Annotated in this window: 27 protein-coding genes and 1 pseudogene; 20 read left to right on the top strand and 8 right to left on the bottom strand. The window is 65.7% G+C overall.

The window, feature by feature from the left end:
* Positions 1 to 96: 96 nt before the first annotated feature.
* The 10 genes and pseudogenes from OC450_RS10785 to OC450_RS10830 all read left to right on the top strand — a co-directional run bounded on the left by OC450_RS10785 (position 97) and on the right by OC450_RS10830 (position 7266).
* A complete protein-coding gene (locus OC450_RS10785; RefSeq protein WP_262047846.1) occupies positions 97 to 708 on the top strand; it encodes a permease in 612 nt (203 codons plus the stop codon).
* Positions 705 to 1205: a hypothetical protein gene (locus OC450_RS10790; protein ID WP_211381293.1), complete on the top strand. Its 501-nt coding sequence runs from the start codon at positions 705 to 707 to the stop codon at positions 1203 to 1205. The genes OC450_RS10785 and OC450_RS10790 overlap by 4 nt, the downstream gene beginning before the upstream one ends.
* A gap of 42 nt (positions 1206 to 1247) precedes the next feature.
* Entirely contained in the window at positions 1248 to 1466 is a 219-nt protein-coding gene (locus OC450_RS10795; protein WP_262047847.1) for a hypothetical protein, read from the top strand.
* 2 nt (positions 1467 to 1468) lie between these two features.
* The gene (locus OC450_RS10800) at positions 1469 to 2224 is read left to right on the top strand and encodes a metal ABC transporter ATP-binding protein (protein WP_256807279.1); all 756 of its coding nucleotides are present in this window, start codon (positions 1469 to 1471) and stop codon (positions 2222 to 2224) included.
* Between the two features lie 6 nt (positions 2225 to 2230).
* Complete coding sequence (locus OC450_RS10805) at positions 2231 to 3100, top strand: metal ABC transporter permease (RefSeq protein WP_262047848.1); 870 nt, start codon at positions 2231 to 2233, stop codon at positions 3098 to 3100.
* A gap of 5 nt (positions 3101 to 3105) precedes the next feature.
* A complete protein-coding gene (locus tag OC450_RS10810; RefSeq protein WP_256807277.1) occupies positions 3106 to 3969 on the top strand; it encodes a metal ABC transporter solute-binding protein, Zn/Mn family in 864 nt (287 codons plus the stop codon).
* 54 nt (positions 3970 to 4023) lie between these two features.
* Entirely contained in the window at positions 4024 to 5067 is a 1044-nt protein-coding gene (locus tag OC450_RS10815; protein WP_211381298.1) for a CobW family GTP-binding protein, read from the top strand.
* Positions 5067 to 6086: a WD40 repeat domain-containing protein gene (locus tag OC450_RS10820; protein WP_262047849.1), complete on the top strand. Its 1020-nt coding sequence runs from the start codon at positions 5067 to 5069 to the stop codon at positions 6084 to 6086. Before OC450_RS10815 ends, OC450_RS10820 begins: the two co-directional genes overlap by 1 nt.
* Positions 6087 to 6116: 30 nt before the next feature.
* Positions 6117 to 6832 (top strand): annotated as a pseudogene (locus OC450_RS10825) (MgtC/SapB family protein).
* Between the two features lie 101 nt (positions 6833 to 6933).
* On the top strand, positions 6934 to 7266 hold the full coding sequence (locus tag OC450_RS10830; protein ID WP_262047850.1) for a hypothetical protein: 333 nt from the start codon (positions 6934 to 6936) through the stop codon (positions 7264 to 7266).
* Positions 7267 to 7306: 40 nt separating this feature from the next.
* Here the strand turns inward: OC450_RS10830 and OC450_RS10835 are convergent, their stop codons facing one another.
* From OC450_RS10835 to OC450_RS10855, 5 genes are all read right to left on the bottom strand, one after another.
* Complete coding sequence (locus OC450_RS10835) at positions 7307 to 8749, bottom strand: homospermidine synthase (protein WP_262047851.1); 1443 nt, start codon at positions 8747 to 8749, stop codon at positions 7307 to 7309.
* Positions 8750 to 8815: 66 nt separating this feature from the next.
* Positions 8816 to 9205, bottom strand: a complete 390-nt coding sequence (locus tag OC450_RS10840; RefSeq protein WP_211381302.1) for a RidA family protein — start codon at positions 9203 to 9205, stop codon at positions 8816 to 8818.
* Positions 9206 to 9351: 146 nt separating this feature from the next.
* Positions 9352 to 9939 carry a GNAT family N-acetyltransferase gene (locus OC450_RS10845; protein ID WP_211381303.1) on the bottom strand — a complete coding sequence of 196 codons (588 nt, stop codon included), beginning with the start codon at positions 9937 to 9939 and terminating at the stop codon, positions 9352 to 9354.
* Positions 9940 to 10072: 133 nt separating this feature from the next.
* The gene (locus tag OC450_RS10850) at positions 10073 to 11215 is read right to left on the bottom strand and encodes a type III PLP-dependent enzyme (RefSeq protein WP_211381304.1); all 1143 of its coding nucleotides are present in this window, start codon (positions 11213 to 11215) and stop codon (positions 10073 to 10075) included.
* 671 nt (positions 11216 to 11886) lie between these two features.
* A complete protein-coding gene (locus OC450_RS10855; protein ID WP_211381305.1) occupies positions 11887 to 12141 on the bottom strand; it encodes a hypothetical protein in 255 nt (84 codons plus the stop codon).
* 138 nt (positions 12142 to 12279) lie between these two features.
* Here OC450_RS10855 and OC450_RS10860 point away from each other — a divergent pair, with 138 nt between their 5' ends.
* From OC450_RS10860 to OC450_RS10870, 3 genes are read left to right on the top strand one after another with little or no spacing between them, the layout of a single operon-like run.
* Positions 12280 to 14361, top strand: coding sequence for a M3 family metallopeptidase (locus OC450_RS10860; protein ID WP_211381306.1), 2082 nt, complete (start codon positions 12280 to 12282; stop codon positions 14359 to 14361).
* Entirely contained in the window at positions 14361 to 14999 is a 639-nt protein-coding gene (locus OC450_RS10865; RefSeq protein ID WP_211381307.1) for a DUF1007 family protein, read from the top strand. Before OC450_RS10860 ends, OC450_RS10865 begins: the two co-directional genes overlap by 1 nt.
* The gene (locus tag OC450_RS10870; RefSeq protein WP_262047852.1) at positions 14996 to 16093 is read left to right on the top strand and encodes a nickel/cobalt transporter; all 1098 of its coding nucleotides are present in this window, start codon (positions 14996 to 14998) and stop codon (positions 16091 to 16093) included. The genes OC450_RS10865 and OC450_RS10870 overlap by 4 nt, the downstream gene beginning before the upstream one ends.
* Before the next feature lie 166 nt (positions 16094 to 16259).
* Here OC450_RS10870 and OC450_RS10875 read toward each other — a convergent pair whose 3' ends face one another.
* Positions 16260 to 16658: an MAPEG family protein gene (locus tag OC450_RS10875; RefSeq protein ID WP_262047853.1), complete on the bottom strand. Its 399-nt coding sequence runs from the start codon at positions 16656 to 16658 to the stop codon at positions 16260 to 16262.
* An 82-nt stretch (positions 16659 to 16740) separates the two neighbouring features.
* Between OC450_RS10875 and hemH the strand changes: the two genes are divergently transcribed.
* The 4 genes from hemH (at position 16741) to OC450_RS10895 (ending at position 20511) form a co-directional block, all read left to right on the top strand.
* Positions 16741 to 17778, top strand: a complete 1038-nt coding sequence (gene hemH, locus OC450_RS10880; protein WP_262047854.1) for a ferrochelatase — start codon at positions 16741 to 16743, stop codon at positions 17776 to 17778.
* 10 nt (positions 17779 to 17788) lie between these two features.
* Positions 17789 to 18766, top strand: a complete 978-nt coding sequence (locus OC450_RS10885; RefSeq protein ID WP_315986386.1) for an ABC transporter substrate-binding protein — start codon at positions 17789 to 17791, stop codon at positions 18764 to 18766.
* A gap of 244 nt (positions 18767 to 19010) precedes the next feature.
* Positions 19011 to 20015 (top strand): SPFH domain-containing protein, encoded by a 1005-nt coding sequence (locus OC450_RS10890; RefSeq protein WP_211381311.1) that lies wholly within the window; start codon positions 19011 to 19013, stop codon positions 20013 to 20015.
* 52 nt (positions 20016 to 20067) lie between these two features.
* Positions 20068 to 20511 (top strand): NfeD family protein, encoded by a 444-nt coding sequence (locus tag OC450_RS10895; RefSeq protein WP_256807270.1) that lies wholly within the window; start codon positions 20068 to 20070, stop codon positions 20509 to 20511.
* A 57-nt stretch (positions 20512 to 20568) separates the two neighbouring features.
* Here OC450_RS10895 and OC450_RS10900 read toward each other — a convergent pair whose 3' ends face one another.
* Positions 20569 to 20958: a winged helix-turn-helix transcriptional regulator gene (locus tag OC450_RS10900; RefSeq protein WP_262047856.1), complete on the bottom strand. Its 390-nt coding sequence runs from the start codon at positions 20956 to 20958 to the stop codon at positions 20569 to 20571.
* Positions 20959 to 21029: 71 nt separating this feature from the next.
* Between OC450_RS10900 and OC450_RS10905 the strand changes: the two genes are divergently transcribed.
* Complete coding sequence (locus OC450_RS10905; RefSeq protein ID WP_211381314.1) at positions 21030 to 21581, top strand: carboxymuconolactone decarboxylase family protein; 552 nt, start codon at positions 21030 to 21032, stop codon at positions 21579 to 21581.
* A gap of 105 nt (positions 21582 to 21686) precedes the next feature.
* Here OC450_RS10905 and OC450_RS10910 read toward each other — a convergent pair whose 3' ends face one another.
* On the bottom strand, positions 21687 to 22694 hold the full coding sequence (locus tag OC450_RS10910; protein WP_211381315.1) for an SIS domain-containing protein: 1008 nt from the start codon (positions 22692 to 22694) through the stop codon (positions 21687 to 21689).
* Between the two features lie 192 nt (positions 22695 to 22886).
* On the opposite strand from OC450_RS10910, the gene OC450_RS10915 reads away from it, so the two are divergent.
* Positions 22887 to 24647 (top strand): outer membrane beta-barrel protein, encoded by a 1761-nt coding sequence (locus OC450_RS10915; protein WP_211381316.1) that lies wholly within the window; start codon positions 22887 to 22889, stop codon positions 24645 to 24647.
* Between the two features lie 12 nt (positions 24648 to 24659).
* The gene (locus OC450_RS10920) at positions 24660 to 24926 is read left to right on the top strand and encodes a hypothetical protein (RefSeq protein WP_211381317.1); all 267 of its coding nucleotides are present in this window, start codon (positions 24660 to 24662) and stop codon (positions 24924 to 24926) included.
* Positions 24927 to 24947 lie beyond the last annotated feature (21 nt).

Consider the following 24947-nt stretch of genomic DNA (forward strand, 5'->3'; position numbering starts at 1 on the left):
CGCCGGGCGCGCAACGCTCCCGCCACCGTATTGTTTGCATCGTGCAGGGCCCGCCCTTAATCAGGACGGGCATCACCCTCGAGCCGACCGAGCCCGTTGTCAGATTCTTCCCCGAAAGACCCGGCGCCTGCCGAGGACGTGGAGTCCGAGCCGCGGCCGGGACGCGTGCGCAAGCCGATCGGCTGGTCGACCATCATCATCGCGGTCCTGGTGGCGGTCAGCGCGGGTCTGGTCTGGCGGCGTGACGGTTCTGGCGGTGTTCTCGACATTCTCACCCACGACCTGTCGCTGTTCGGCGGCATTCTGCCGCGCGTTCTGGCCGGTTGCCTGCTCGGCGCGTTCATCTCCGAGATCCTGCCGCACGAAAAAGTATCGCGCTCGCTCGGGCCGAAATCGGGCCTGAAGGGCCTGCTGATCGGCACCGCCTTCGGTGCGATCCTGCCGGGCGGACCGTTCACCGCTTATCCCGTCGCGAGCGCGCTGCTGGCGGTCGGCGCCGATTTCGGCGCCACCATCGCCATGGTCGTGAGCTGGACCCTGATCGGCTATGGCCGGGCGGTGGCCTGGGAAATTCCGATCATGGGCACCGACTTCACGCTGTGGCGCATCGTCATCTCGCTGCCGCTGCCGGTGCTCGCAGGCGCGCTCGGACGCTTCGTCTATGTCCGGCTCTATCCGAGGCGGGCCACGAAGGACGACGAGATTTGAGCGCGGCGCTTCTCATCGACATCCTGCTCTGGGGCTCGGTCTTCGGCGTCGGCCTGATCGCCTTCCGCCGCGGCCCTCCGGTGTTCAAGGCCTCGCTGCGCGAGGGCTCCATGGATTTCATCAACATCGTGCCGCGGATCGCGCTCGGGGTGATCGGCTCCGGCTATATCGCCGCCATCATCCCGCAGGAGGTGATCACCGGCTGGCTCGGCCCGGACAGCGGCTGGCTCGGGGTCGCGACCGCCGTGGTTGCCGGGGCCGCCACGCCCGGGGGCCCGGTGATCGGCTTCTCCATCGGCACGGTGGCGCTCAAATCAGGCGGCGGGGTGCCGCAGGTGGTCGCCTATGTCGTTGCCTGGGCGCTGTTCGCCTTCCAGCGGGTGATCCTGTGGGAAATCCCGTTCATGCCGGCCCGTTTCGTCTGGTTCCGCTGCGCGGTGTCGGTGCCATTCCCGTTCCTGGCGGCCGCCATCGCGATGGTGATCGGCAAACCCTGAGGGAGCGTGGACAGGGGTAATGTTATAATATAACGTCTCGACATGGTTCCCTCCGCGTCCCAAGCTCACCATCACGACCACTCCCACGCCCATTCCCACGGGCATGACCACACGCACGCTCACGTCCACGATGCAGCAGTGCCGCATCCGGCTCAGGCGGCGCCCTGGTCGATCCTGCGCATGACCATGGCCGCACGCGTCGCCGCGGCGCTTGCCGCCTGCGCCGTGCTCTGGGGCGTGGTCTTCCTGGCGATGAGGTGACCATGGCGGCCGTCCACTTTCACAATGTCACGCTCGGTTACGACCGGCATCCGGCCGTGCATCATCTCAACGGCGTGGTCGCGCCGGGCGCGCTGGTCGCCGTGGTCGGCCCGAACGGCGCCGGCAAGTCGACGCTGCTGCGCGGCATTGTCGGCATCCTTAGGCCACTCGACGGCAGCATCCATCTCGGCGGGCTCGACTCCCGCGATGTCGCCTATCTGCCGCAGAGCGCGGAGATCGACCGCAGCTTTCCGATCTCGGTATTCGATTTCGTCGCCACGGGGCTGTGGCGTGCGACCGGCCTGTTCGGCGGCATCGGCAAGTCCGCGCGTGACAAGATCCTGCACGCGATCGCTTCCGTCGGCCTCAACGGCTTCGAGAACCGCCCGATCGGCACGCTCTCCGGCGGGCAGATGCAGCGCGTGCTGTTCGCGCGCGTCCTGCTCCAGGACGCGAGCCTGATCGTGCTCGACGAGCCCTTCAACGCCATCGACAGCAAGACCACGATCGACCTGCTCGCGCTGGTGAAGCAATGGCACGGCGAAGGCCGCACCGTGCTGGCAGCGCTGCACGACATGGAGATGGTGCGCAATCATTTCAGCGAGACGTTGGTGCTGGCGCGCGGGCCCGTGGCATGGGGCCCGACGGCGGAAGTGCTGACGCCGGAAAATTTGATGGTCGCGATGCGGATGTGCGAGGCCTTCGACGACAGCGCTGAGGCCTGCGCGGCTGACGATGGCCGCTCGCGGGCGGCTTGAAATCCGATGATCTATGACGCGCTGATCGGTCCGTTCACCGAATTCGAGTTCATGCGGCGCGCGCTTGCCGCCGTCATAGCGCTGTCGCTGGCGGGCGCGCCGATCGGCGTGTTCCTGATGCTGCGGCGGATGAGCCTCGTCGGCGATGCCATGGCGCATGCGATCCTGCCCGGCGCCGCTGTCGGCTTCCTGCTCTCCGGCCTGAATCTGTTCGCGATGACGGCTGGCGGCCTGATCGCCGGCTTTGCAGTCGCGATCCTCGCGGGCCTCGTCGCGCGCTCGACCGGGTTGAAGGAGGACGCCTCGCTGGCGACGTTCTATCTGGCCTCGCTGGCGCTGGGCGTCACCATCGTCTCGATCAAGGGCACCAATATCGACCTGCTGCATGTGCTGTTCGGCAATATCCTGGCGATGGACGACCAGACGCTGCTGGTCGTCGCCTTCAACGCCACGATCACGCTGCTGGTGCTCGCCGTGATCTACCGCCCCCTGGTCATCGAGAGCGTCGATCCGCTGTTCCTGCGCACCGTCAGCCGCGCCGGGGGACCTGCGCATCTCGCATTCCTCGCGCTGGTCGTGATCAACCTCGTCAACGGCTTTCAGGCGCTCGGCACCTTGCTGGCGGTCGGCCTGATGATCCTGCCGGCCGGCATCGCCCGGTTCTGGTCGCGCGACCTCACCGCGATGATCTGCATCGCAGTCGTTGCCGCCGCGGTCTCGGGCTATGCCGGTCTCGTGCTGTCGTTCCAGACCCGGGTGCCGTCGGGCCCTGCGATCATTCTCGTGGCGAGCGTGCTCTACATCGTCTCCGTTCTCTTCGGTCGCGTCGGCGGTATCCTCCGGCAGCTGTTTCCCGGCCGGCATCTGGAAGCGTGACGGCGATGCGGCCCATCCTGCTTTGCGTGCTCCTGCTGATCGCCTCGCCGCTGCGCGCTGCGGAACGGCTCAACGTCGTCGCCAGTTTCTCGATCCTCGCCGATTTCGTCCGCAATGTCGGGGGCGACCGCATCAATCTGACGACGCTGGTCGGCACCGACAGCGACGTCCATGTCTACACGCCCGCTCCAAGCGATGCGAAGCGGATCGCAGACGCAAAGCTCGTCATCGTCAACGGGCTCGGCCTCGAGGGCTGGCTGCCGCGTCTCGTGCAGTCGTCGGGAGCCAAGGCGCAGGTGGTCACCGCGAGCGCCGGCATCGCGCCGCTCAAGCTCGGCTCGGCCGCAGACCCGCATGCCTGGCAGTCCGTGCCCAACGCCAAGGTCTACGTGACGGACATCGCCAGCGCGCTGGCCGCGGCCGATCCGGACGACGCGGAGTTCTTCCGCGCGAAGGCCAAGGCCTATCTGGAAAAGCTCGAAACGCTGGACCGCGAGGTCCGCGAGGCGGTGGCGAAAATCCCCCCGGAGCGGCGCAAGGTGATCTCCACCCATGATGCCTTCGGCTATTTCGCCGCCGAATACGGCGTCCAGTTCATCGCGCCACTCGGCGTCTCCACGGAAACCGAGCCCAGCGCGCGGGATATCGCCGGCATCATCGGCCAGATCAAGGCCCAAAAAATCCCGGCCGTTTTCCTGGAAAATATCAGCGACGACCGGTTGATCCGGCGGATCGCGGCGGAGACCGGTTCAAAAGTCGGCGGGACCCTCATTTCGGACGGTTTAACGGCCGAAAAGGGGCTTGCACCCACTTACATTGATATGGTCAGGCACAATATAAAGGCCCTGACCAGCGCGCTTGACCACTAGGGCAGGGGCCACCCCGCCTCGCGTCGCGCGAAACGCCCGAAGTCCGGAGTGATTATGTCTGAAGCGACCTCCCAGAAAATTCCCGTGACCGTCCTGACCGGCTATCTCGGCGCCGGCAAGACCACGCTTTTGAACCGCATCCTGTCCGAAAACCACGGCAAGAAATACGCCGTCATCGTCAACGAATTCGGCGAGATCGGCATCGACAACGACCTCATCATCGGTGCCGATGAGGAAGTGTTCGAGATGAACAACGGCTGCATCTGCTGCACCGTGCGCGGTGACCTCGTGCGCATCATGGACGGGTTGATGAAGCGCAAGGGCAAGTTCGACGCCATCATCGTCGAGACCACCGGCCTTGCCGATCCGGCGCCCGTGGCCCAGACCTTCTTCGTCGACGAGGACGTGCAGAAGAACGCGCGCCTCGATGCGGTGGTGACGGTCGCGGATGCTAAATGGCTCTCCGACCGGCTCAAGGACGCGCCCGAGGCCAAGAACCAGATCGCGTTCGCCGACGTCATCGTGCTGAACAAGACCGATCTCGTCACCAAGGGAGAGCTTGCCGAGGTGGAGGCCCGCATCCGCGCCATCAATCCCTATGCGAAGCTGCATCGTACCGAGCGCTGCTCGGTGGCTCTGGCTGACGTACTCGATCGCGGCGCCTTCGATCTCGACCGCATCCTCGACATCGAGCCGGACTTCCTGAATGCCGACGATCATGACCACGACCATGATCATCATCACCACGGTCACGACCATCATCATGATCACGGCCACGGCCTGAAGCACTATCACGACGAGGACATGCAGTCGCTGTCGCTCAAGACCGACAAGCCGCTCGACCCGAACGTGTTCATGCCCTGGCTCCAGAATCTGGTGCAGGTCGAGGGCGGCAAGATCCTGCGCTCCAAGGGCATCCTCGCCTTCCACGACGATGACGACCGCTATGTCTTCCAGGGCGTCCACATGATGCTGGAGGGCAACCACCAGCGGAAATGGAAGGACGGCGAGGCGCGCGAGAGCCGCCTCGTCTTTATCGGCCGCGAATTGCCGGAAGAGCTCATTCGCGCGGGCTTCGAGAGCTGCATCGTCTCGTGATGAAAGAGTTTACGCCCGCTCCCGACTCCGCCTCGATCGTCTCCGTCACCGACCGTGTCAAGCCGGTTGCGCTCGGCATGGGTGTGACCTCGGCTCATTTCCTCGGCGACCGCGCTGCCTTCGTCGGCGGCGAGGAAAACGTTGCGTTGGTCGACAGCAAGGGCGAGATCACCACTGTTGTCGTGCATAGCGGCGGCATCCTCTCGACCGCGAGCGACGGCAAGCGCCTCGTCATGGGCGGCGACGACGGCAAGGTCGTGTCGCTCGACGCCAAGGGCGAGGTGACGCTGCTCGCCACCGACCCGAAGCGGCGCTGGATCGACGCGGTGGCACTGCATTCGGATGGCGCCTACGCCTGGTCGGCCGGCAAGACCGCGACCGTCAAGAGCGGCAAGAGCGAGGAAAAATCGATCGAGGTGCCCTCGACTGTCGGTGGGCTTGCGTTTGCGCCGAAGGGCTTGCGGCTCGCGATCGCGCATTACAACGGCGCCACGCTGTGGTTTCCCAACATGGAAGGATCGGCCGAATTCCTGCCCTGGGCCGGCTCCCATCTCGGCGTCACCTTCAGCCCGGACAACAAATTCCTGGTCACCACGATGCACGAGTCGGCGCTGCACGGCTGGCGGCTCGCCGACAACAGGCATATGCGGATGACCGGCTATCCCGGCCGGGTCCGCTCGATGTCCTGGAGCGCGGGCGGCAAGGCGCTGGCAACCTCGGGCGCCGACACCGTGATCCTGTGGCCGTTCGCCAGCAAGGACGGCCCGATGGGCAAGGAGCCCGCGATGCTGGCGCCGCTGCAAGCGCGCGTGTCGGTGGTCGCGTGTCATCCGAAGAACGACATTTTCGCCGCCGGCTACAGCGACGGCACCGTGCTGATGGTGCGGCTGGAGGACGGCGCCGAGATCCTGGTCCGCCGCAACGGCACGCCACCCGTGGCTGCGCTCGCCTGGAACGCCAAGGGCACGCTGCTGGCCTTTGCCGATGAAAATGGCGACGGCGGTCTGCTCGAGCTTTAATCTGTCATCGTTCTGACCGTATAGGGGACCATGCGGTTTCTGACGACGTTCCAGCTTGCTGACTTCGCCGACACGCTGGTCAGCCTGTTCACGGCCTTCGTGCTGGGCACGCTGATCGGCGCCGAACGGCAGTACCGGCAGCGCACCGCAGGCCTGCGCACCAACGTGCTGGTCGCGGTCGGCGCTGCCGCCTTCGTCGATCTCGCCATGCATCTGACCGGCTCCGACGGCGCGGTGCGGGTGATCTCCTATGTCGTCTCCGGCATCGGCTTTCTCGGCGCCGGCGTCATCATGAAGCAGGGCATGGACGTGCGCGGGCTCAACACCGCGGCGACGCTGTGGGCCTCGGCAGCGGTCGGCTCCTGCGCGGAGCCGACATGGTCGCGCAGGCGGCCGCACTCACCGTGTTCGTCATCGCCGGCAACACCATGCTGCGCCCGCTGGTCAACGCCATCAATCGCATTCCGCTGAACGAGAAGGCCTCCGAGGCGACCTACTACTTCAAGCTCGCGGTCGCGACCGACGCGCTCCCCGACATGCGCGACCGCCTCGTCGAGAAGCTCGAAGGGGCAAAGTATCCGGTGGCCGATATCGAGGTGGTCGAGATTGGCGAGGACGTCCTGGAGATCGTTGCAAAGCTGGTCGCGACCGCGGTTGATCCGAACGAGCTGAACGCGGTGGCGACCGATCTCCAGCACCTGCCGGGCGTGCGCCACGCCACCTGGGAAGTCAGCACCTCGGACTGAGCGCGGCGTTTTGGCGCGCGAAGGCGCGGTTCCCGCTTCGGCGGCTACGGAACCGCGGGCCGGCGACTTCGTTGATCTCGCAGACATAGGCGGTGATCGACATGACCGGCAATGACAAGCGCAGACTGAAACTCGACTTCATGATTGCCTGCTCGCTGTTTGCGGCCGGCGTGGTGATATCGGGGGTATCGATCGCGCAAATCCGCGCTGAAGGTCGCATGGAGCTGGCGCAGGCAACCCAGCCGCTCCAGGGCACGCCGTCCGAGGATCAGAACAAGCCCGCGGAAGCCAAGCCCGGCGGCGACCGGCCGACCACGCCGGCGCCCGAGCCCGCGCGCCCCGATCCGCAGACGCAAGGGGCTTCCGGCGCGGTCAAACCAGCATTGCCCCCTGCACCTGCCGAGAAGATCGCTCCACCGATCAAGGAGAAGTAGGCGGTCACTGCACGCTCGCAGTCGGAACGCGTCGCGTCCCTCAGCGCACCAATATGTTCCGGAACTGCCAGGGATCGCTCGTGTCGATGTCCTCCGGAAATAGTCCCGGACGATCCGTCAGCGGCGTCCAGTCGGTGTAGAAGCCCTTCACCGGGCCGAGATAAGGCAGCTGGATTTCCAGCAGGCGATCGAAATCCATCTCGTCGGCCTCGACGATGCCTTCGTTGGGGTTTTCCAGCGCCCACACCATGCCGCCGAGCACGGCGGAGGTCACTTGCAGGCCCGTGGCGTTCTGGTAGGGCGCGAGCTTGCGGGTCTCCTCGATGGAGAGCTGCGAGCCGTACCAGTAGGCATTGTTGTCGTGGCCGAACAGCAGCACGCCGAGTTCGTCGATGCCGTCGACGATTTCGTTCTCGTCGAGGATGTGGTGCTTTTCCTGCATCTTCGCGGCGCGGCCGAACATCTCATGCAGCGACAGCACGGCGTCGTCAGCCGGATGATAGGCATAGTGGCAGGTCGGCCGGTAGACCGCCGTGCCCGAGGCGTCGCGCACCGTGAAGTAATCGGCAATCGAGATCGACTCGTTGTGAGTGACGAGGAAGCCATACTGCGCGCCGCGGGTCGGGCACCAGGTGCGCACGCGCGTGTTGGCGCCGGGCTGCATCAGATAGATGGCGGCGCCGCAACCGGCTTCGTGGGTTCGCGCGTTCTCGGGCATCCATTTCTCATGGGTGCCCCAGCCGAGTTCGGACGGCTGCACACCTTCCGACAGGAAGCCTTCCACCGACCAGGTGTTGACGAAGACGTCGGGCTCCTTCGGCTTCTTGGAGCGCTGGGTGTCACGTTCGGCGATGTGGATGCCCTTGATGCCGGCCTGCCGCATCAGATCCGCCCATTCGGCCTTGGTCTTGGGCTTGGGAGCGTTGAGCTTGAGGTCAGCAGCGACATTGAGCAGCGCCTGCTTGACGAAGAAGGAGACCATGCCGGGATTGGCGCCGCAGCAGGAGACGGCCGTCGTCGAGCCCGCGGGGCGCGCCTTCTTGGCGGCCAGCGTCACTTCGCGCAGGGCGTAGTTGGAGCGCGCTTCCGGCCCCTTCGACGAATCGAAATAGAAGCCGAGCCAGGGCTCGTTGACGGTGTCGATATAGAGAGCGCCGAGCTCATTGCAGAGCTCCATGATGTCGGTCGAGCCGGTGTCGACCGACAGGTTGACGCAAAAGCCCTGGCCGCCGCCTTCGGTGAGCAGCGGGGTCAGCAACTCGCGATAATTGTCCCTGGTCACGGCCTTCTGGATGAAGCGCACATTCTGCTTCTCGCAATGCGCCTTGCGGCCCTCGTCCTTGGGATCGATCACGGTGACGCGCGACTTGTCGTAATCGAGATGCCGCTCGATCATCGGCAGCGTGCCTTTGCCGATGGAGCCGAAGCCGACCATGACGATGGGACCAGTGATCTTCGCGTAGATCTGCGAGGGGTGGCTCATGGGATGGTTTCTCCGGAACGTGCTGGCAAACAAAGGGTGAGAGGATGGATCAGGCGCTGCGGCGCTTTAGACGCTGCGGCGCTTGGCGGTGACTTCGATCTCGACCTTCATCTCGGGCTTGGCGAGGGCGGAGACGACCAGCAACGTCGCGGCCGGCCTGATGTCGCCGAGAACCTCGCCGCAGACGGCGAAGTGGGCGTCGATGTAGCTCGCGTCGGTGACGTAGTAGGTCGCGCGGACGACATCGGCCATCTCGAATCCGCCCTCCTGCAAGGCGGCTGCGATGGTCTTGAAGCAGTTGCGTGACTGGCTCGTGACATCGGCCGGCATCGTCATCGTGGTGTAGTCATAGCCGGTGGTTCCGGCGACGAAGGCGAAATCGCCGTCGATCACGGCGCGGCTGTAGCCGACGGTCTTCTCGAGGGGGGAGCCGGTTGAGATCAGGCGACGGGACATGTTTTGGACCTCGACTGAAAGGGTGTTTCGCGGGGTTAAAGGGCGTTTCCGGGGCTCACGCAACCCCGAAAGAACGGGCGTCAGTCCAAGCGCAGCCAGCCGTTGTCGCTTTACGCGGCTTCGGTCGTCGCCATCACGGCAATCCCTCAGGCCGCGTGCGCCTGGAGGGGACGAACCGACCTCCGTTTGGATAGCGGCGCGCCGGTCGGGACGATCATCCCCTCGGCGCCGTCGAGCGCGCCGCCGGTGAATTCGAGCGCGAGCAGACGGTCGCGTTCGAACGGGCCGGGCAGCGAGAGCTCAGCCGTCTTCTCGCCGGAGAAGCCAAAGCGGGCATAATAGGAGGCATCGCCGAGCAGGATCACGGCGGCATGCCCGCGCGCCCGGGCGGCGGCCAGCGCTTGTTGCATCAGCGCGGCGCCGACCCCGAACTCGCGGCAGGCAGGGTCCACCGCCAGTGGTCCGAGGACCAGAGCGGGCCTGCCTCCGGCGCTGACATGCCACAGCCGCACGGTTCCCACGAGCGTCCCCTCGCGCACGGCCGACAGGGCAAGGCCTGCGGCAGGCGCACGTCCGTCGCGCAGGCGCTGGCAGGTGCGGCCATGGCGGTTCTCGCCAAAGCAGGCATCCAGCAGCGCTTCACGGGCGGCAACGTCGGCAGCACGTTCCGCACGAATAGCGAACGGAGCGGCATTCGAGTTGAGGGCGATCTGTGGCTTCCGAAGAGTGGTCATGGCACGTCAGTCCCCGCTTGAAGCCGACGTGCGCGAAGCACGCCGGTCCAAGGCGTCGTCAGAAATCGAAATGTCAGGGAGGGAGCCGGCAAGCCGGCTCCCGGGTTCGTCAGGCCTCAGAAGGAGAGGCGGATCAGATGTGATAAGTCTTCAGCGGCGGGATGCCGTTGAACGCCACCGCCGAGTAGGTCGACGTATAGGCCCCGGTGCCTTCGATCAGCAGCTTGTCGCCGATCTCGAGCGTGACGGGGAGCGGATACGGGCTCTTCTCGTACAGCACGTCGGCGCTGTCGCAGGTGGGCCCGGCGAGCACGCACGGCGTCATGTCCGCGCCGTCATGCGGTGTGCGGATGGCATAGCGGATCGACTCGTCCATGGTCTCGGCGAGACCGCCGAACTTGCCGATGTCGAGGTAAACCCAGCGCACCTCGTCCTCGTCGCTCTTCTTCGAGATGAGCACGACCTCGGATTCGATGATGCCGGCGTTGCCCACCATGCCGCGGCCCGGCTCGATGATCGTTTCCGGAATCTGGTTGCCGAAGTGCTTGCGCAGCGCGCGGAAGATCGAGCGGCCGTAGGTGACTACCGGCGGCACGTCCTTCAGGTACTTGGTCGGGAAGCCGCCGCCCATGTTGACCATGGTCAGGTTGATGCCGCGCTCGGCGCAGTCGCGGAACACCTGCGAGGCCATCGCCAGCGCGCGGTCCCACGCCTTCACCTTGCGCTGCTGCGAGCCGACATGGAACGAGATGCCGCACGGCTCCAGGCCCAGGCGCTTGGCGACGTCGAGCACATCGACGGCCATCTCCGGGTCGCAGCCGAACTTGCGCGACAGCGGCCATTCGGCGCCGGCGCAGTCATAGAGGATGCGGCAGAACACCTTCGCGCCGGGAGCGGCGCGGGCGATCTTCTCGACTTCGGCGGTGCAGTCGACTGCGAACAGCCGGATGCCGAGCGCGAAGGCGCGCGCGATGTCGCGCTCCTTCTTGATCGTGTTGCCGAAGGAGATGCGGTCGGGCGTCGCACCCGCAGCCAGCGCCATCTCGATCTCGGCGACCGTCGCGGTGTCGAAGCAGGAGCCCATGGACGCCAGCAGCGCCAGCACTTCCGGCGCCGGGTTCGCCTTGACGGCATAGAACACGCGGCTGTCGGGCAGCGCCTTGGCGAAGGTCTGGTAATTGTCGCGCACGACTTCGAGGTCGACGACGAGGCACGGCTCGGTGTCGAGGCCCTCCTTGCGGCGGTTGCGCAGGAATTCCTGGATACGATCGGTCATAGCACTCTCCCAAACGGCCCAGCGACGGGGATCCGTTCAAAAAATGACGTCGGATAAGAGCGCTCCGGCCAGATCACGCGATGGAGGCGTGACGAGCCAAAGACTCACATCAGACTGTGCTGCCGTGGATTGGTTGGGAATGCTCCCGCCCGCACACCTGGCAATGAAGGACAAGCCTTTTCAGTAGCCCGCGCCGGCGTTGGACTGCCGGTAGAGACCAAAAAAGCCCGATCCGTCGTTGCTTTAAGTCGCGTCCCCCGTTGAGAGCGGGGTGCGCCGGTTCGCCTCCGGCTGCCAGTCACGGTTGCAAGAAGTGAAGTCACCTTCGACAAGGCATCTCTTGAGAGAGATGCTGGACGCTCCGGGTTTGCTTTCGTCGTCCGGCTATGAGCCTTCCGACTTCCGCACTTCCGAAGAGCCCCTCGGCTTCTTCACCCCTTGGCGGCTGTCCGGCCTCTTGTCCGGATACCTACCGACTGACACACGACCACAGGCACGTGCGAAATTGGGCAAGACCGCACATAAGGGTTTTGACTCTGGTTCGCAAGAATTTTTTTAGGCTGCGGACAGAATTGCCTAACATCTGCTTGCGCGGTGTTGCGCGCGCGACGCGGAAGATGAACGCGCGTTAAGTTTTCTGCGCGCGCATGTCTCTCGCGCGCGAGGAAGCGTCAGCGGCGCTTCGTGAAGGGCTCGACGCGCTGGGCTGCGCGGATGAAGGCGGTCATCACGAGCACGCCGAGTGCGAACAGCGCGGCCTGGAGGATGTGTGTGCCCTGATCGCCGAGCCCGAACAGGATCGCGAGCGCCCAGCCGCCTGCAAACGCCGCGCCGAACACCTCCGCGCCGATCAGGATGGCGGCGCTGATGACGGTGATGACGCTCGGCCAGACGATCTGACGGGAAGAGGAAGAAGGCGCGTTCATGAGCTCAGGGGTCCGTGGTCCATCGAGGGCCGCAATCTCCCCGAAAAGGCTGCCGGGAGCAAGGGCAAATGGCCCAAAAAAGCCCCATCGCGTGCTATAGCTGGCCGCAACAAATCAGGCTCAAAATCGGGACTTGCGATGTCAGAACCCCGCCAAACTACGGACGCCGAGACCAACCCGCTGCTGAAGGCCTGGGTGACGCCGTTTGCGACCCCGCCGTTCGACGAGATCGAGCCGGAGCACTTCCTTCCAGCCTTCGAGCAGGCCTTCGCCGATCACTCCGCCGAGATCGCGGCGATCGCCCACGACCCGGCCACGGCCGACTTCGCCAACACCATCACGGCGCTGGAGCGCTCGGGCAAGCTGCTGAGCAAGGTCGCGGCGGTCTTCTACGACCTCGTCTCGGCGCATTCCAATCCAACCATCCTGGAGATCGACAAGGAGGTCTCCTTGCGGATGGCGCGCCACTGGAATCCGATCATGATGAACGCCGTGCTGTTTGGCCGCATCGCCCAGCTTCACGAGAACCGCGCCAGCCTGGGGCTGGCGCCCGAGCAGCTTCGCCTCCTGGAGCGCACCTACACCCGCTTCCATCGCTCCGGTGCCGGCCTCTCCGAAGAGGCCAAGACGCGGATGGCTGGGATCAACGAGAGGCTCGCACAGCTCGGTACCAGCTTCAGCCACCACCTGCTCGGCGACGAGCAGGAATGGTTCATGGAGCTCGGCGAGGCCGACCGCCAGGGCCTGCCGGAGAGCTTCGTCGCCAGCGCCAAGGCTGCGGCAGACGAACGCGGCATGGCCGGCAAGGCCATCGTGACGCTGTCGCGCTCCTCGGTCGAGCAGTTCCTGAAGAGTTCGGCGAGGCGCGACCTGCGCGAGAAGGTCTACAAGGCCTTCACGGCGCGGGGCGACAACGGCAATGCCAACGACAACAACACGACCATCGTCGAGATCCTGAAGCTGCGCGAGGAGAGCGCCAATCTCCTGGGCTATCCGACCTACGCCGCCTACCGGCTCGAGGATTCCATGGCCAAGACGCCGGACGCGGTGCGGGGCCTGCTCGAGCGGGTCTGGAAGCCGGCGCGGGCGCGGGCGCTCGCCGACCGCGACGAGATGCAAACGCTGATCACGGCCGAGGGCGGCAATTTCAAGCTCGCCCCCTGGGACTGGCGCTTCTACGCCGAAAGGCTGCGCCTCCAGCGCGCCAATTTCGACGACGCCGCGATCAAGCCGTATCTTTCGCTCGACCACATGATCGCAGCCGCCTTCGACTGCGCCACGCGCCTGTTCGGCGTCACCTTCGAGGAGCGCACGGACGTGCCGGTCTGGCATCCGGACGTCCGGGTCTGGGAGATGAAGGGACGGGACGGCAAGCACAAGGCGCTATTCTATGGCGACTACTTCGCCCGGCCCTCGAAGCGCTCCGGAGCCTGGATGACCTCGCTGCGCGACCAGCAGAAGCTCGACGGCGACGTTGCGCCGCTGGTCCTCAACATCTGCAACTTCTCCAAGGGCGCGGGCGGGGAGCCCTCGCTGCTGTCGCCCGACGATGCCCGCACCCTGTTCCACGAGTTCGGCCACGGCCTGCACGGCATGCTCTCCAACGTGACCTATCCGTCGCTGTCGGGCACATCCGTGTTCACCGACTTCGTCGAGCTGCCCTCGCAGCTCTACGAGCACTGGCAGGAGCGGCCCGAGGTGCTGCAGCAATTCGCCCGCCACTACCAGACCGGCGAGCCCTTGCCGGACGACCTGCTGCAACGCTTCCTCGCCGCGCGAAAATTCAACCAGGGCTTTGCCACGGTCGAGTTCGTGTCCTCGGCGCTGGTCGATCTCGAATTCCACACCCAGCCGGCAGCAAGCGCGCAGGACGTCCGCGCCTTCGAGAAGAAGGAGCTGGAGAAGATCGGCATGCCCGAGGAAATCGCGCTGCGACACCGCCCCACGCAGTTCGGCCACATCTTCACCGGCGATCATTATGCCGCCGGCTATTACAGCTACATGTGGTCCGAGGTGATGGACGCCGACGCCTTCGGCGCGTTCGAGGAGGCCGGCAACATCTTCGATCCCGCCGTGGCCAAGCGCCTGCACGACGACATCTACTCGAGCGGCGGATCGGTCGATCCGGAAGTCGCCTATGAGGCCTTCCGCGGCCGCCCGCCGGAGCCCGACGCGCTGCTCCGCCGCCGCGGCCTGCTCGACGCCCCGAAGGCGGCCTGATGGGTATGCGCGCCCTGTTCGGTCTGCTGCTCGCCGCCGGCCTCATGCTCGCATCGGGCGCGGCGCGCGCGCATCCGCATGTCTGGATCACCGCGACCAGCGAGCTGCTCTATGCCCAGGATGGCTCGATCACGGGCGTCCGCCACGCCTGGACATTTGACGACATGTTCTCGGCCTATGCGGTGCAGGGGCTCGAGGCCAAGAAGAAGGGGGCCTATACGCGCGAGGAGCTCGGGCCGCTGGCGCAGACCAACGTCGAGTCGTTGAAGGAATATGCCTACTTCACCTTCGCGCGAGCCGACGGCAAGAAGGAGCGATTCCAGGAGCCTGTCGACTACTTCCTCGACTACAAGGATACGGTCCTGACCCTGCACTTCACGCTGCCGCTGAAGAATCCGGTCAAGCCCAAGCAACTGGTGCTCGAAGTGTTCGACCGTTCCTACTTCATTGACTTCCAGATGGCCAAGGACAATCCGGTCAAGCTGGTCGGCGCGCCCACAGGCTGCCAGATGAAACTTGACCGTCCCAGCGACGGCACCGCGACCGCGCAGAAGCTCAACGAGCAGACCTTCATGGATGGCCCGAACGCCAATTTCGGCATGATGTTCGCCAACAAGATCACGGTGGATTGCCCTTGAAGCCGCATCTCTCGTCGCTCGCGCGCGGGCTCGTCGTCTGCGCCGGCGTTCTTCTCGTCGTGGCCGCGGCCGATGCCGCGCTTCACGATCTCCTGGCGCAAAATAATCCGTTCGGCGCCCCGCGCCCGGCGCAGGCGGCCGGGCCCGAGGCCAGCGGCCTCATCGGCTGGCTCTTGGCAAAACAGTCGGAATTCTACCGCCAGATGTCGGCGACCATCCGCGCTGCGAAGACCGACGGCTCTGCGGTGTGGACGCTGCTCTTCATCTCGTTCGCTTACGGCATCTTCCATGCAGCCGGTCCCGGCCATGGCAAGGCAGTGATCGCCTCCTATCTCGTCGCCAACCGCGAGACCGCCTGGCGCGGCATCGCGTTGTCGTTTGCCTCGGCGCTGATGCAGTCGCTGGTGGCGATCGTGATCGTCGGTATCTCGGCCTGGATCCTGAACGCCACCGCAAAAACCATGTGCAAGGCGGAGGGCGCGATCGAGATCGCGAGCTATGGCCTGATCGCGCTGTTCGGCCTGCGTCTGGTCTGGACCAAGGGCCGCACCTTCATTCGCGCGCTGCAGGCCGCCCAACCGGTACCCGCGATCGTCGGCGTGCCGCACGACCATGATAATCACCATCACCATGATGCGCATGATCATCATCACCACGATCACGCCCACGCCGATGCCCAGCATCGGCACGACCACGTCCATGACGAGCATTGCGGTCATTCCCACGGCCCCACGCCGAGCGAATTGGCCGGCCCCGGCGGCTGGCGGCGCGGGTTCGCCGCGATTCTCACCGTCGGCATCCGTCCGTGCTCGGGCGCGATCCTGGTGCTGGTGTTTGCGCTCGCCCAGGGCCTGTTCTGGGCCGGCATCGCCGCGACCCTGCTGATGGGGCTCGGCACCGCGATCACGGTCGCGGCCATTGCGGTGGTCGCCGTCTCCGCCAAGGACATCGCCGCCCGCCTGAGCGCCGGGCGCGACGGCGGCGGCGCGCTGTTCATGCGCGGCCTCGAATTCGGCGCCGCCGCCCTCGTGCTGCTGTTCGGCGCCGGCCTGTTGTTCGGCTATATCGCGGCCGAACGGACGACGTGTTTTTGAACCAGGTGTGCCTGCGTTCGCGGTGCCGGCCGGAAACATCGGTCGCTCACCTTGCTCCGTCGTTGAGAGCGCAGCGATGCAATCCAGGGTCCCTCCGCGGCGGCAGCCTGGATTGCTTCGTCGCAAGGGCTCTTCGCAATGACGACTTTGGGACGGCTTCGCCCCATCACACCGGCAGAAACTGCTTCAGTGCCGGCATGAAGAAGATCCCGAGATTGATCGCAAAGCCGATGCTCCAGAGGATCGAGCGCAGCGTCGGGCGGTTGCCGAGATAGGTCAGCACGTAGGCGATCCGCACGATCAGGAACAGCACCGCGAGCTCGTCGATCAGGCGCTGCGGCGACTCCCTGTATTCGGCGAGCAGCACCGCGAAGGCGAAGAACGGAAAGGTCTCGATGCCGTTCTGGTGCGCGCCGAGCGCGCGCTGCGCGATCGCATCCTGATAGAAGGCGGGATCGCGCGGCTGCGAATTGTCGAAGCCGCGAAACCTGATCCATTTGATCGAGACGATCGTTAACAGATAGAGCAGCAGTGCTCCAAAGACGCACCATTCCGCGAGTGTCATCTTTCCTCCCCCGCTTGGGTGCGACCCTAGCGAAACAGGCCTCATCTTGACAAGTTCGGAGCAACGCGCGACCCAACGGACCATGACCGCAATTGCCCCCATCGCGACCGCAACGCCCACCGTCCGGTCCAGTCCGCCGCGCGTCGGCGTGCTCCTGGTCAATCTCGGCACCCCCGATACGGCCGATGCGCCGGGCGTGCGGGTCTATCTCAAGGAATTCCTCTCGGACGCCCGCGTCATCGAGGACCAGGGCCTGATCTGGCAGCTCGTGCTGAACGGCATCATCCTGCGCAGCCGTCCCCGCACCAAGGCGCTCGACTACCGCAAGATATGGAACAACGAAAAGAACGAGTCGCCGCTCAAGACCATCACCCGGTCGCAAGCCGACAAGCTCGCAGCCGCGCTGTCGGACCGCGACCACGTCGTGGTGGATTGGGCGATGCGCTACGGCAATCCCTCGATCAAGTCGGGTATCGACGCGCTGATTGCGAAGGGGTGCGAGCGCATTCTCGCCGTGCCGCTCTATCCGCAATATTCCGCCCCGACCTCGGCGACCGTCTGCGACGAGGTGTTCCGCGTGCTCGCACGCCTGCGCAACCAGCCGACGCTGCGGGTGACGCCGCCTTACTATGAAGACGCGGCTTATATCGAGGCGCTCGCCGTCTCGATCGAGACGCATCTGGCGAGCCTGCCGTTCGCACCGGAGCTGATTGTCGCCTCCTTCCACGGCATGCCGAAATCCTATGTCGACAAGGGCGATCCGTACCAGGGCCAGTGCGTCGCCACGACAGAGGCGTTGCGCCGCCGGCTCGGGATGGACGAGACCAAGCTGCTGCTGACTTTCCAGTCTCGCTTCGGCAATGACGAGTGGCTCCAGCCCTACACCGACAAGACGATGGAGCGTCTGGCGAAAGAGGGCGTGCGCCGCATCGCGGTGGTGACGCCGGGCTTTTCCGCCGATTGCCTGGAGACGCTGGAGGAGATCGCGCAGGAGAATGCCGAGATCTTCAAGCACAATGGCGGCGAAGAGTTTTCCGCGATTCCCTGCCTCAACGACAGCGATCCCGGCATGGACGTGATCCGCACCCTGGTGCTGCGCGAGCTTCAGGGCTGGATCTGATGGGTGCCCCATGAACCGCCGCGAGTGCCTGGCGCTTCTTGGGATGACCGCAATGCTGCCGGCCCCGGCGCTGGCGCAGCAACCGAATCCGCCGCGCCGGCTCGGCGTGCTCTCGGTCACGGCGGCTGACGATGCGATCGGGCAGACGCGCAGCGCCGTCCTGGTCGAAGCGCTCGCCGGCCATGGCTGGAAGGAGCGCGGCAACCTCGGGATCGATTGGCGCAGCGGCGGCGGCGACCGCGCGCGCATTGCGCGGCTCGCGGACGAACTGGTCGCGCTCAAGCCCGACATCCTGCTCGCGGTCGGCACGCCCTCGGTGGAAGAGCTGCGCCAGCGCACCACGACGATCCCGATCGTGTTCGCCGTGGTCACCGACCCCGTCAGCCAGGGGTTTGTCAAAAATCTCGCCCATCCCGGCGGCAACGTCACCGGCTTCACCGATTACGACGGCCCGCTGGCCGGCAAATGGCTGGAGATGCTGACGCAGGTCACGCCGAAAGTGTCCCGCGTCTTCGTCGTCTACAATCCCGCCACCGCGCCGTTCGCGCCCCTGATGCTGCGCACGATCGAGGACGCGGCGCGGACGCTCCACGTGACGGTGGAGCCCGCGCCGGTCGATGACGCGGCCTCGATCGCCGCCCTGGCCTTGCGGAAAGACGGCGGCCTGCTGGTGCTGCCGGACTTCTTCACCATGGCCAACCGCGCGCACCTCCTGGCGGCGATCAGTGAAGCGCGCGCGCCCGCGGTGTTCTGGAGCCGTACCTTCGTCGACGAAGGCGGGCTGATGGCCTACAGCACCGACAGCGCCGAGCAGCTGCGCCGCGCCGCCTCCTACATCGATCGCATCCTGAAGGGCACGCAGGCGGCCGACCTGCCGGTCCAGAATCCCATCAAGTTCGAGCTCGCGATCAACCTGAAGACGGCCAAGGCGATCGGCGTCACGCTTTCGCCAAGCCTGCTCGCAACCGCGAACGACGTCATCGAATAGGATTTGGCTACGACCGCCGGCATGGCCGAATTCGTTAACGTTCGCCGCTAGGTCTACGCCTGCGCGCTTTCAAGGGCGCCTCGCAAATACATAATCGCGACCATTCCCTCTCCCTGCGTCTTGTGTAGAATCGCGCCGATGCCGAGATTATGCAGCGACCGCTGAACCCATCGCTGAACTTTGAGGGTCGTGATCCCGACCAATTGACGGCGCGGGGAAGGGCTTTTCCCGCCTTGGAGGAAATATGAGCGGTTTCGACATTTTCGCGATTGTCCTGGTTTTGCTCGTCATCGTCACGCTGGTTGCCGGCGTGAAGACGGTGCCGCAGGGCTATGACTGGACCATCGAGCGGTTCGGCAAATACACCCAGACGCTGAGCCCCGGGCTCAATCTGATCGTGCCCTATTTCGATCGCGTCGGGCGCAAGATCAACATGATGGAGCAGGTGATCGACATCCCCGAGCAGGAGGTGATCACCAAGGACAACGCCACCGTGACGGTGGACGGCGTCGCGTTCTTCCAGGTGTTCGATGCCGCCAAGGCGAGCTACGAGGTCTCCAACCTGACCCAGGCCATCACGGTCCTGACCATGACGAACATTCGCTCGGTGATGGGCGCGATGGATCTCGACCAGGTGCTGTCGCATCGCGACGAGATCAACGAGCGCCTGCTGCGCGTCGTCGATGCCGCGGTCTCGCCCTGGGGCCTGAAGGTCAACCGCATCGAGATCAAGGACATCGTGCCGCCCGCCGACCTCGTCGAGGCCATGGGCCGGCAGATGAAAGCCGAGCGCGTCAAGCGCGCCGACATTCTCGCCGCCGAAGGCCAGCGCCAGTCGGAGATCCTGCGCGCCGAGGGCGCCAAACAGGGCCAGATCCTCCAGGCCGAAGGCCGCAAGGAAGCCGCGTTCCGCGACGCCGAGGCCCGCGAACGTTCCGCGGAGGCCGAGGCCAAGGCCACCCAGATGGTCAGCGAAGCGATCTCCAAGGGGGATGTCGCAGCGCTGAACTATTTCATCGCCGACAAATACATCAAGGCGTTCGGGCAGCTCGCCGATTCGCCGAACCAGAAGGTCATCATGCTTCCGGTCGAAGCGATGAGCATGCTGGGCTCGCTCGCCGGCATCGGCGAGATCGCGAAGGCAACGTTCGGCGAGAGCGCGGCGTCTGCGGCCGCCGCCGCCCGCCGCGGCGGCTCGGTGCCGCAGTCGAGTCCCACGCCGCCGGCAGTGCCCCCGCGGCAGGGATAGTCACAGCGCATGCCCGTCCGAGGGCTCGCGCCAAATGGTTAGAGGTCGTGTCATGACCGACATGTTCGTATCGCTCGGCACCTGGAATTGGCTGATCTTCGGCTTCGTCCTGATGGCGCTGGAGGTGCTGGCGCCGGGCGTGTTCCTGTTCTGGCTCGGGCTCGCCGCGTTGCTGGTCGGCCTGATCTCGTTCGCTGTCGCCATATCCTGGCAGATCCAGCTCGTGATGTTCGCGGTGTTCGCCGCCGCGGCCGTGCCGGTGTGGCGCCGCCTCGCCCGGCCGAAGCTGGATGCGAGCACGAGCCCGTTCCTCAACAAGCGCGCGGATGCGCTGCTGGGCCGCGAGTTCACGCTGGAGAAGCCGATCGTCGACGGCAACGGCACCATGCGCATCGGCGACACCGTCTGGCGCGTCGCAGGTCCCGATACGCCGGCGGGCACGCGGGTGAAGGTGGTGCAGGTGGACGGAGCGAATCTGACGGTCGCGGCGGCGTGAGGATTCTTCGCCTCTCCCCGCTTCCGGGTGAGGGGGGACTCTCCGCGAGTCCGTCTCTCACCGTCTGCGCGGAGGCTCCCCCTCACCCCGACCCTCTCCCCGCAAGCGGGGAGAGGGGGAAGGCCCCTTCCACCGCTCCGCAAACCGGTGCAGCGGCATGAACGTCTCGCACAAGTCCCGTCCCATCGCCGTCAGCCCATAGCCGCTACCGTCACCCAGCTCCACAAACCCCGCTTCGCGCAAATCGTCCAGCCGCGCCTGCAGAACCGTCGGCGAGGCCTCGTCGCAGGCCGTTCGCAATGCGCGGGAGGTGAGGGGGGCGTCGCGCAGCTCCCACAGGATTCGCAAGGCCCAGCGCCGGCCGAGCAGGTCGAGCAGTGCCATGATCGGCCGCCCGGTGCGCGAGCCGCGGACGCTGCGTGGTTTCGAGCCGGCCTGTTTCGCCATCGCTGCCCTCTTGCACGTTGCTACAGATAATGTAGCGTATTGCTACTGTAATTGTAGCAAAGAGGTCGGTCATGTCATCTCCGACGCCGCGCATCACGCCGCTCGCGCCGCCTTATCCCCCGGAGATCCAGGGGCAGTTCGACCGCATCATGCGCGGGGCGCCGCCGCTGGCGCTGTTCCGGGTTTTGGCGGGCCATACCCGCGCCTGGGACAAGTTTCGCGCCGGCGGCCTGCTCGATCCCGGGCCGCTGTCCCTGCGCCAGCGCGAGATCGTGATCGACCGCACCTGCGCGCTGAACAAATGCGAATACGAATGGGGTGTGCATGTCGCGATCTTTGCCGGGCCGGCGCGCCTCACCGAGGACGAGGTCCGCGCCACCGTGCAGGGCGATGCGGCTTCGCCCTGGTGGTCGCCGGCCGAGCAGGCGCTGATCGCTGCGGTGGACGCGCTGCACCACCGCGCGACGTTCGATGACGGGGAGTTCGCCGCGCTGTCGGCGCATTACGACGAGGCGCAGATCCTGGAGATCATGCTGCTGTGCGGCTTCTACCGCACGGTGTCGTATCTGGCGAATGGGCTGCGCTTGCCGCTGGAGGAGAAGGCGGCGCGGTTTCCGCAGTAACTGTCATTGCGAGGAGCCTTTGCGACGAAGCAATCCAGACTGTCCCCGCGGAGACAGTCTGGATTGCTTCGCTGCGCTCGCAATGACGTGCGGAGAGAGAGCGCCTTAAGCCACGCCCGCCCGCAGCAGATCGTGGAGGTGCACGATGCCGACCACCTTGTCCGCCTCGGTCACGACCAGCGTCGTGATCTTGCGGGTGTTCAGCACCTCGATCATTTCGGTGGCGAGCATCGAGGGCGGCACGGTCTTCGGCTGCCGGGTCATGATGTCGTCGACCGACGCCGTCAGCAGGTCCGGCCGCATGTGGCGGCGCAGATCGCCGTCGGTGATGATGCCGACAGCCTCGTTCGCCTCGTTGACGATGCAGACGCAGCCAAGGCCCTTGGCGGACATCTCCATCACCGCGTCCGACATCTTGGTGCCGAGTGGCTTGACCGGAATTTCCGTGCCCGTGCGCATGTAGTCGCGGACGAATTTCAGCATCGCCCCCAACTTGCCGCCGGGATGGAAATGCGCGAATTCCAGTGCGGTGAAACCGCGCCCTTCGAGCAGCGCGATCGCGATCGCGTCGCCGATCGCTGCCTGCATCAAGGTCGAGGTGGTCGGCGCCAGATTGTGCGGACAGGCCTCGCGCGCCTTCGGCAGCTCGATCACGATGTCGGCGGCTTGCCCGAGCGAGGACGCCGCGTTCGACGTCACCGCGATCATGGGGATCGCGAACCGCGCGGAATAGTTCACGAGCGTCTTCATCTCCGGCTGCTCGCCGGACCAGGACAGCGCCATGATGACGTCGTCGGCGGTGATCATGCCGAGATCGCCATGGGCCGCTTCGGCGGTGTGCACGAAGAAGGCGGGCGTACCGGTCGAGGCCAGCGTCGCCGCGATCTTGCGGCCCATATGGCCCGACTTGCCGAGACCGGTGACGATGACGCGGCCCTTCGCGTTGCGAATCAGGTCGACCGCCTTGGCGAAGGTCGCGCCCAGCGGGCCGCGCAGCGCGGCGGCGAGCGCGTTGATGCCGCCGCTCTCGGTCTCAAGGGTGCGGAGCGCGGATTCGACGCTGTCGGGGATGGGGCCGGATGATGCGGTCATCAGCGGTATCGAGCTCGGCATGGTCAGGTCCAGGGAAGAGGGGGCGTTCGCCCGTTGGCACCTGCTTAGCACGCGGAGGCCTGCGAGGCGACGAGAGCGCCAGAGCCCTCAACGGGCCGTTAACCATAATTGTTTTAACTCCATTAACGATGGTTCCCGCCAGTCGGCGGGGGCAATCGCGAAAGTGTTTGATTTCGTTGGAGTTCTTCCATCGTGGGGTCGTCTCCAGGCAGCAGCCGGAGCAAACGCGCGCATTTCCTGCGCGCCGCCTTGCCGTGTCTTGTGCTGACGGCGCTCGGAAGTGCGCCCGCGGCGGCCCAGAGCCTCACCCCGGACCTGTTCAATCCCAACCGCGGCGGCTTCGCCTCGCCCGACACGCTGCCGACGCGCCGCACGGCAGGCGTTCCGCTGGCGCCGTCGGATGCGCTGCCGGCGTTGCCCGACCCCAATGCCGACCCGCGCAAGCGCCAGCAGGCGCCGGCGACCTCGCGCCCCGGCCAGAACCCGACCAACCAGGTCCCGACCTACGGCCTGCCCGCCGCCAATGGTGCCAGCGCCTCCGGCTACGACTCGCTCAACCGCAAGCGGCAGCAACCCAAGCTCTATCCCGGCCAGCCCAAGCCGAAGCGCCCCGCCGGTCCCGGCTCGCCGGTGCCCCTGGCTACGCCACCGGTGTCCACCCTCGGTCTGCCCAGGATCGCGCCGCCGCCGTCCGCGTCCGCGAACAAGGCGCCGGTGCCGGCGGCGATGGCGGGCACCGTGCCCGGCCAGCCGCAGCGCCGCCGCCTCAAGGCGGATGACGATCCGTTCGGGGCCGTCGGCGACTATGCCGGCAGTTTCCTGATCAAGGGCGGGCTTGAGCTCTCCGCCGGCTACGACACCAATCCCGCGCGTCTGAACAAGCCGATCGGCTCGCCGGTCTATGTGGTCGCACCCGATCTTCTCGTGGCGTCCGACTGGGAGCGCCACGCGCTGGTCGCCGATCTGCGCGGCTCGTTCTCGGGCTATACCCAAAACATGCCGGCGACGATTGACGGCTTCGCCTCGCCCTCGCCGGTCGAGATCGACCGCCCGGATTTCACCGGCCATGTCGACGGCCGCCTCGACGTCGACCGCGATCTCAAGCTGACCTCGCAGCTGCGCCTGCGGCTCGCCACCGACAATCCCGGCAGCCCGAACGTGCAGGCCGGCCTGCAGAAGTACCCGATCTACGCCAGCTATGGCACCACCGTCGGCTTCGACCAGACCTTCAACCGCTTTCAGGTCGCGGCCGGCGCCACGGTGGATCGCACCGCCTACACCAACTCAAAACTCACCGACGGCTCGACCTTCAGCAACGACGATCGCGACTTCAACCAGTATGGCGGCGTCGGGCGCTTCTCCTACGATCTCAAGCCGGGCCTGAAGCCGTTCGTCGAGATCCAGGGCGACACCCGCGTCCACGACCAGGCCGCCGACCGCAACGGCTATTTGCGCGATTCAGACGGCGGCTACGCCAAGGTCGGCTCGTCCTTCGAGTTCTCGCGCATTCTCACCGGCGAGGTCTCGGTCGGCTATTCCGCGCGCAACTATGTCGACCCGCGCCTCAGCCAGCTCGCGGGCTTCCTGACCTCGGGCTCGCTGATCTGGAATGCGAGCGGCCTGACCACGGTGAAATTCTCAACCGACACGCAGATCGCCGAGACCACCGTCCCCGGCTCCTCCGGCGTGCTGGTGCACACCTACGCCGCCGAGGTCGATCACGATTTCCGCCGCTGGCTCACCGCGGTCGGCAAGTTCACCTACGGGACCTACGACTATCAGGGCCAGAACCGCAACGACAAGACCTACTCGCTCGAAGGCAATCTGATCTACAAGCTCAACCGCAACATCTGGGTCAAGGGCACGCTGCGCCACGACATCCTGGATTCGAACCAGCCGGGCTCAAGCTCGCAGGGCACGGTGGCGATGGTTGGGGTGAGGCTGCAGAATTGAGGAGTGGGCAGTATGGCGCCACGGATTACTTTGGACATCAACTCGGCTGGAGAATTCGAGCTATGGCTCAATTCCGAAGGCCGCGACCTCTTCGTTAAGGAACTGCTGGCGCTGAATGCGACTAACGAACATTTTCACTTGATGCCAAGTGAAGTCGCATCGGATGTTGAAGTTTCTACGCGACCCTATCGGCCGACCGACAAGCTTCTCGCATACGGTAAGGTGCTGTTCCGGCTCGACGAGTGGGACGCACAACACTTCCCGCACGTACTGGACTGAAGTCCGCTCGCTGCCCCTCAC

The organism is Bradyrhizobium sp. Bra78, assembly GCF_024519855.1.
Lineage (GTDB): Bacteria > Pseudomonadota > Alphaproteobacteria > Rhizobiales > Xanthobacteraceae > Bradyrhizobium > Bradyrhizobium japonicum_G.

What these genes read in the sequence shown, in the direction of transcription:
- OC450_RS10830 (WP_262047850.1), top strand. Translation starts at nt 6,934, where the DNA reads ATGACCGGCAATGACAAGCGCAGACTGAAACTCGACTTCATGATTGCC.
- OC450_RS10920 (WP_211381317.1), top strand. Translation starts at nt 24,660, where the DNA reads ATGGCGCCACGGATTACTTTGGACATCAACTCGGCTGGAGAATTCGAG.
- OC450_RS10900 (WP_262047856.1), bottom strand. Translation starts at nt 20,958, where the DNA reads ATGGCGAAACAGGCCGGCTCGAAACCACGCAGCGTCCGCGGCTCGCGC.
- OC450_RS10840 (WP_211381302.1), bottom strand. Translation starts at nt 9,205, where the DNA reads ATGTCCCGTCGCCTGATCTCAACCGGCTCCCCCCTCGAGAAGACCGTC.
- OC450_RS10810 (WP_256807277.1), top strand. Translation starts at nt 3,106, where the DNA reads ATGCGGCCCATCCTGCTTTGCGTGCTCCTGCTGATCGCCTCGCCGCTG.
- OC450_RS10875 (WP_262047853.1), bottom strand. Translation starts at nt 16,658, where the DNA reads ATGACACTCGCGGAATGGTGCGTCTTTGGAGCACTGCTGCTCTATCTG.
- OC450_RS10805 (WP_262047848.1), top strand. Translation starts at nt 2,231, where the DNA reads ATGATCTATGACGCGCTGATCGGTCCGTTCACCGAATTCGAGTTCATG.
- OC450_RS10865 (WP_211381307.1), top strand. Translation starts at nt 14,361, where the DNA reads ATGGGTATGCGCGCCCTGTTCGGTCTGCTGCTCGCCGCCGGCCTCATG.
- OC450_RS10855 (WP_211381305.1), bottom strand. Translation starts at nt 12,141, where the DNA reads ATGAACGCGCCTTCTTCCTCTTCCCGTCAGATCGTCTGGCCGAGCGTC.
- OC450_RS10835 (WP_262047851.1), bottom strand. Translation starts at nt 8,749, where the DNA reads ATGAGCCACCCCTCGCAGATCTACGCGAAGATCACTGGTCCCATCGTC.
- OC450_RS10845 (WP_211381303.1), bottom strand. Translation starts at nt 9,939, where the DNA reads ATGACCACTCTTCGGAAGCCACAGATCGCCCTCAACTCGAATGCCGCT.
- OC450_RS10850 (WP_211381304.1), bottom strand. Translation starts at nt 11,215, where the DNA reads ATGACCGATCGTATCCAGGAATTCCTGCGCAACCGCCGCAAGGAGGGC.
- OC450_RS10800 (WP_256807279.1), top strand. Translation starts at nt 1,469, where the DNA reads ATGGCGGCCGTCCACTTTCACAATGTCACGCTCGGTTACGACCGGCAT.
- OC450_RS10795 (WP_262047847.1), top strand. Translation starts at nt 1,248, where the DNA reads ATGGTTCCCTCCGCGTCCCAAGCTCACCATCACGACCACTCCCACGCC.
- OC450_RS10885 (WP_315986386.1), top strand. Translation starts at nt 17,789, where the DNA reads ATGAACCGCCGCGAGTGCCTGGCGCTTCTTGGGATGACCGCAATGCTG.
- OC450_RS10910 (WP_211381315.1), bottom strand. Translation starts at nt 22,694, where the DNA reads ATGCCGAGCTCGATACCGCTGATGACCGCATCATCCGGCCCCATCCCC.
- OC450_RS10895 (WP_256807270.1), top strand. Translation starts at nt 20,068, where the DNA reads ATGACCGACATGTTCGTATCGCTCGGCACCTGGAATTGGCTGATCTTC.
- OC450_RS10890 (WP_211381311.1), top strand. Translation starts at nt 19,011, where the DNA reads ATGAGCGGTTTCGACATTTTCGCGATTGTCCTGGTTTTGCTCGTCATC.
- OC450_RS10820 (WP_262047849.1), top strand. Translation starts at nt 5,067, where the DNA reads ATGAAAGAGTTTACGCCCGCTCCCGACTCCGCCTCGATCGTCTCCGTC.
- OC450_RS10815 (WP_211381298.1), top strand. Translation starts at nt 4,024, where the DNA reads ATGTCTGAAGCGACCTCCCAGAAAATTCCCGTGACCGTCCTGACCGGC.
- hemH (WP_262047854.1), top strand. Translation starts at nt 16,741, where the DNA reads ATGACCGCAATTGCCCCCATCGCGACCGCAACGCCCACCGTCCGGTCC.
- OC450_RS10905 (WP_211381314.1), top strand. Translation starts at nt 21,030, where the DNA reads ATGTCATCTCCGACGCCGCGCATCACGCCGCTCGCGCCGCCTTATCCC.
- OC450_RS10860 (WP_211381306.1), top strand. Translation starts at nt 12,280, where the DNA reads ATGTCAGAACCCCGCCAAACTACGGACGCCGAGACCAACCCGCTGCTG.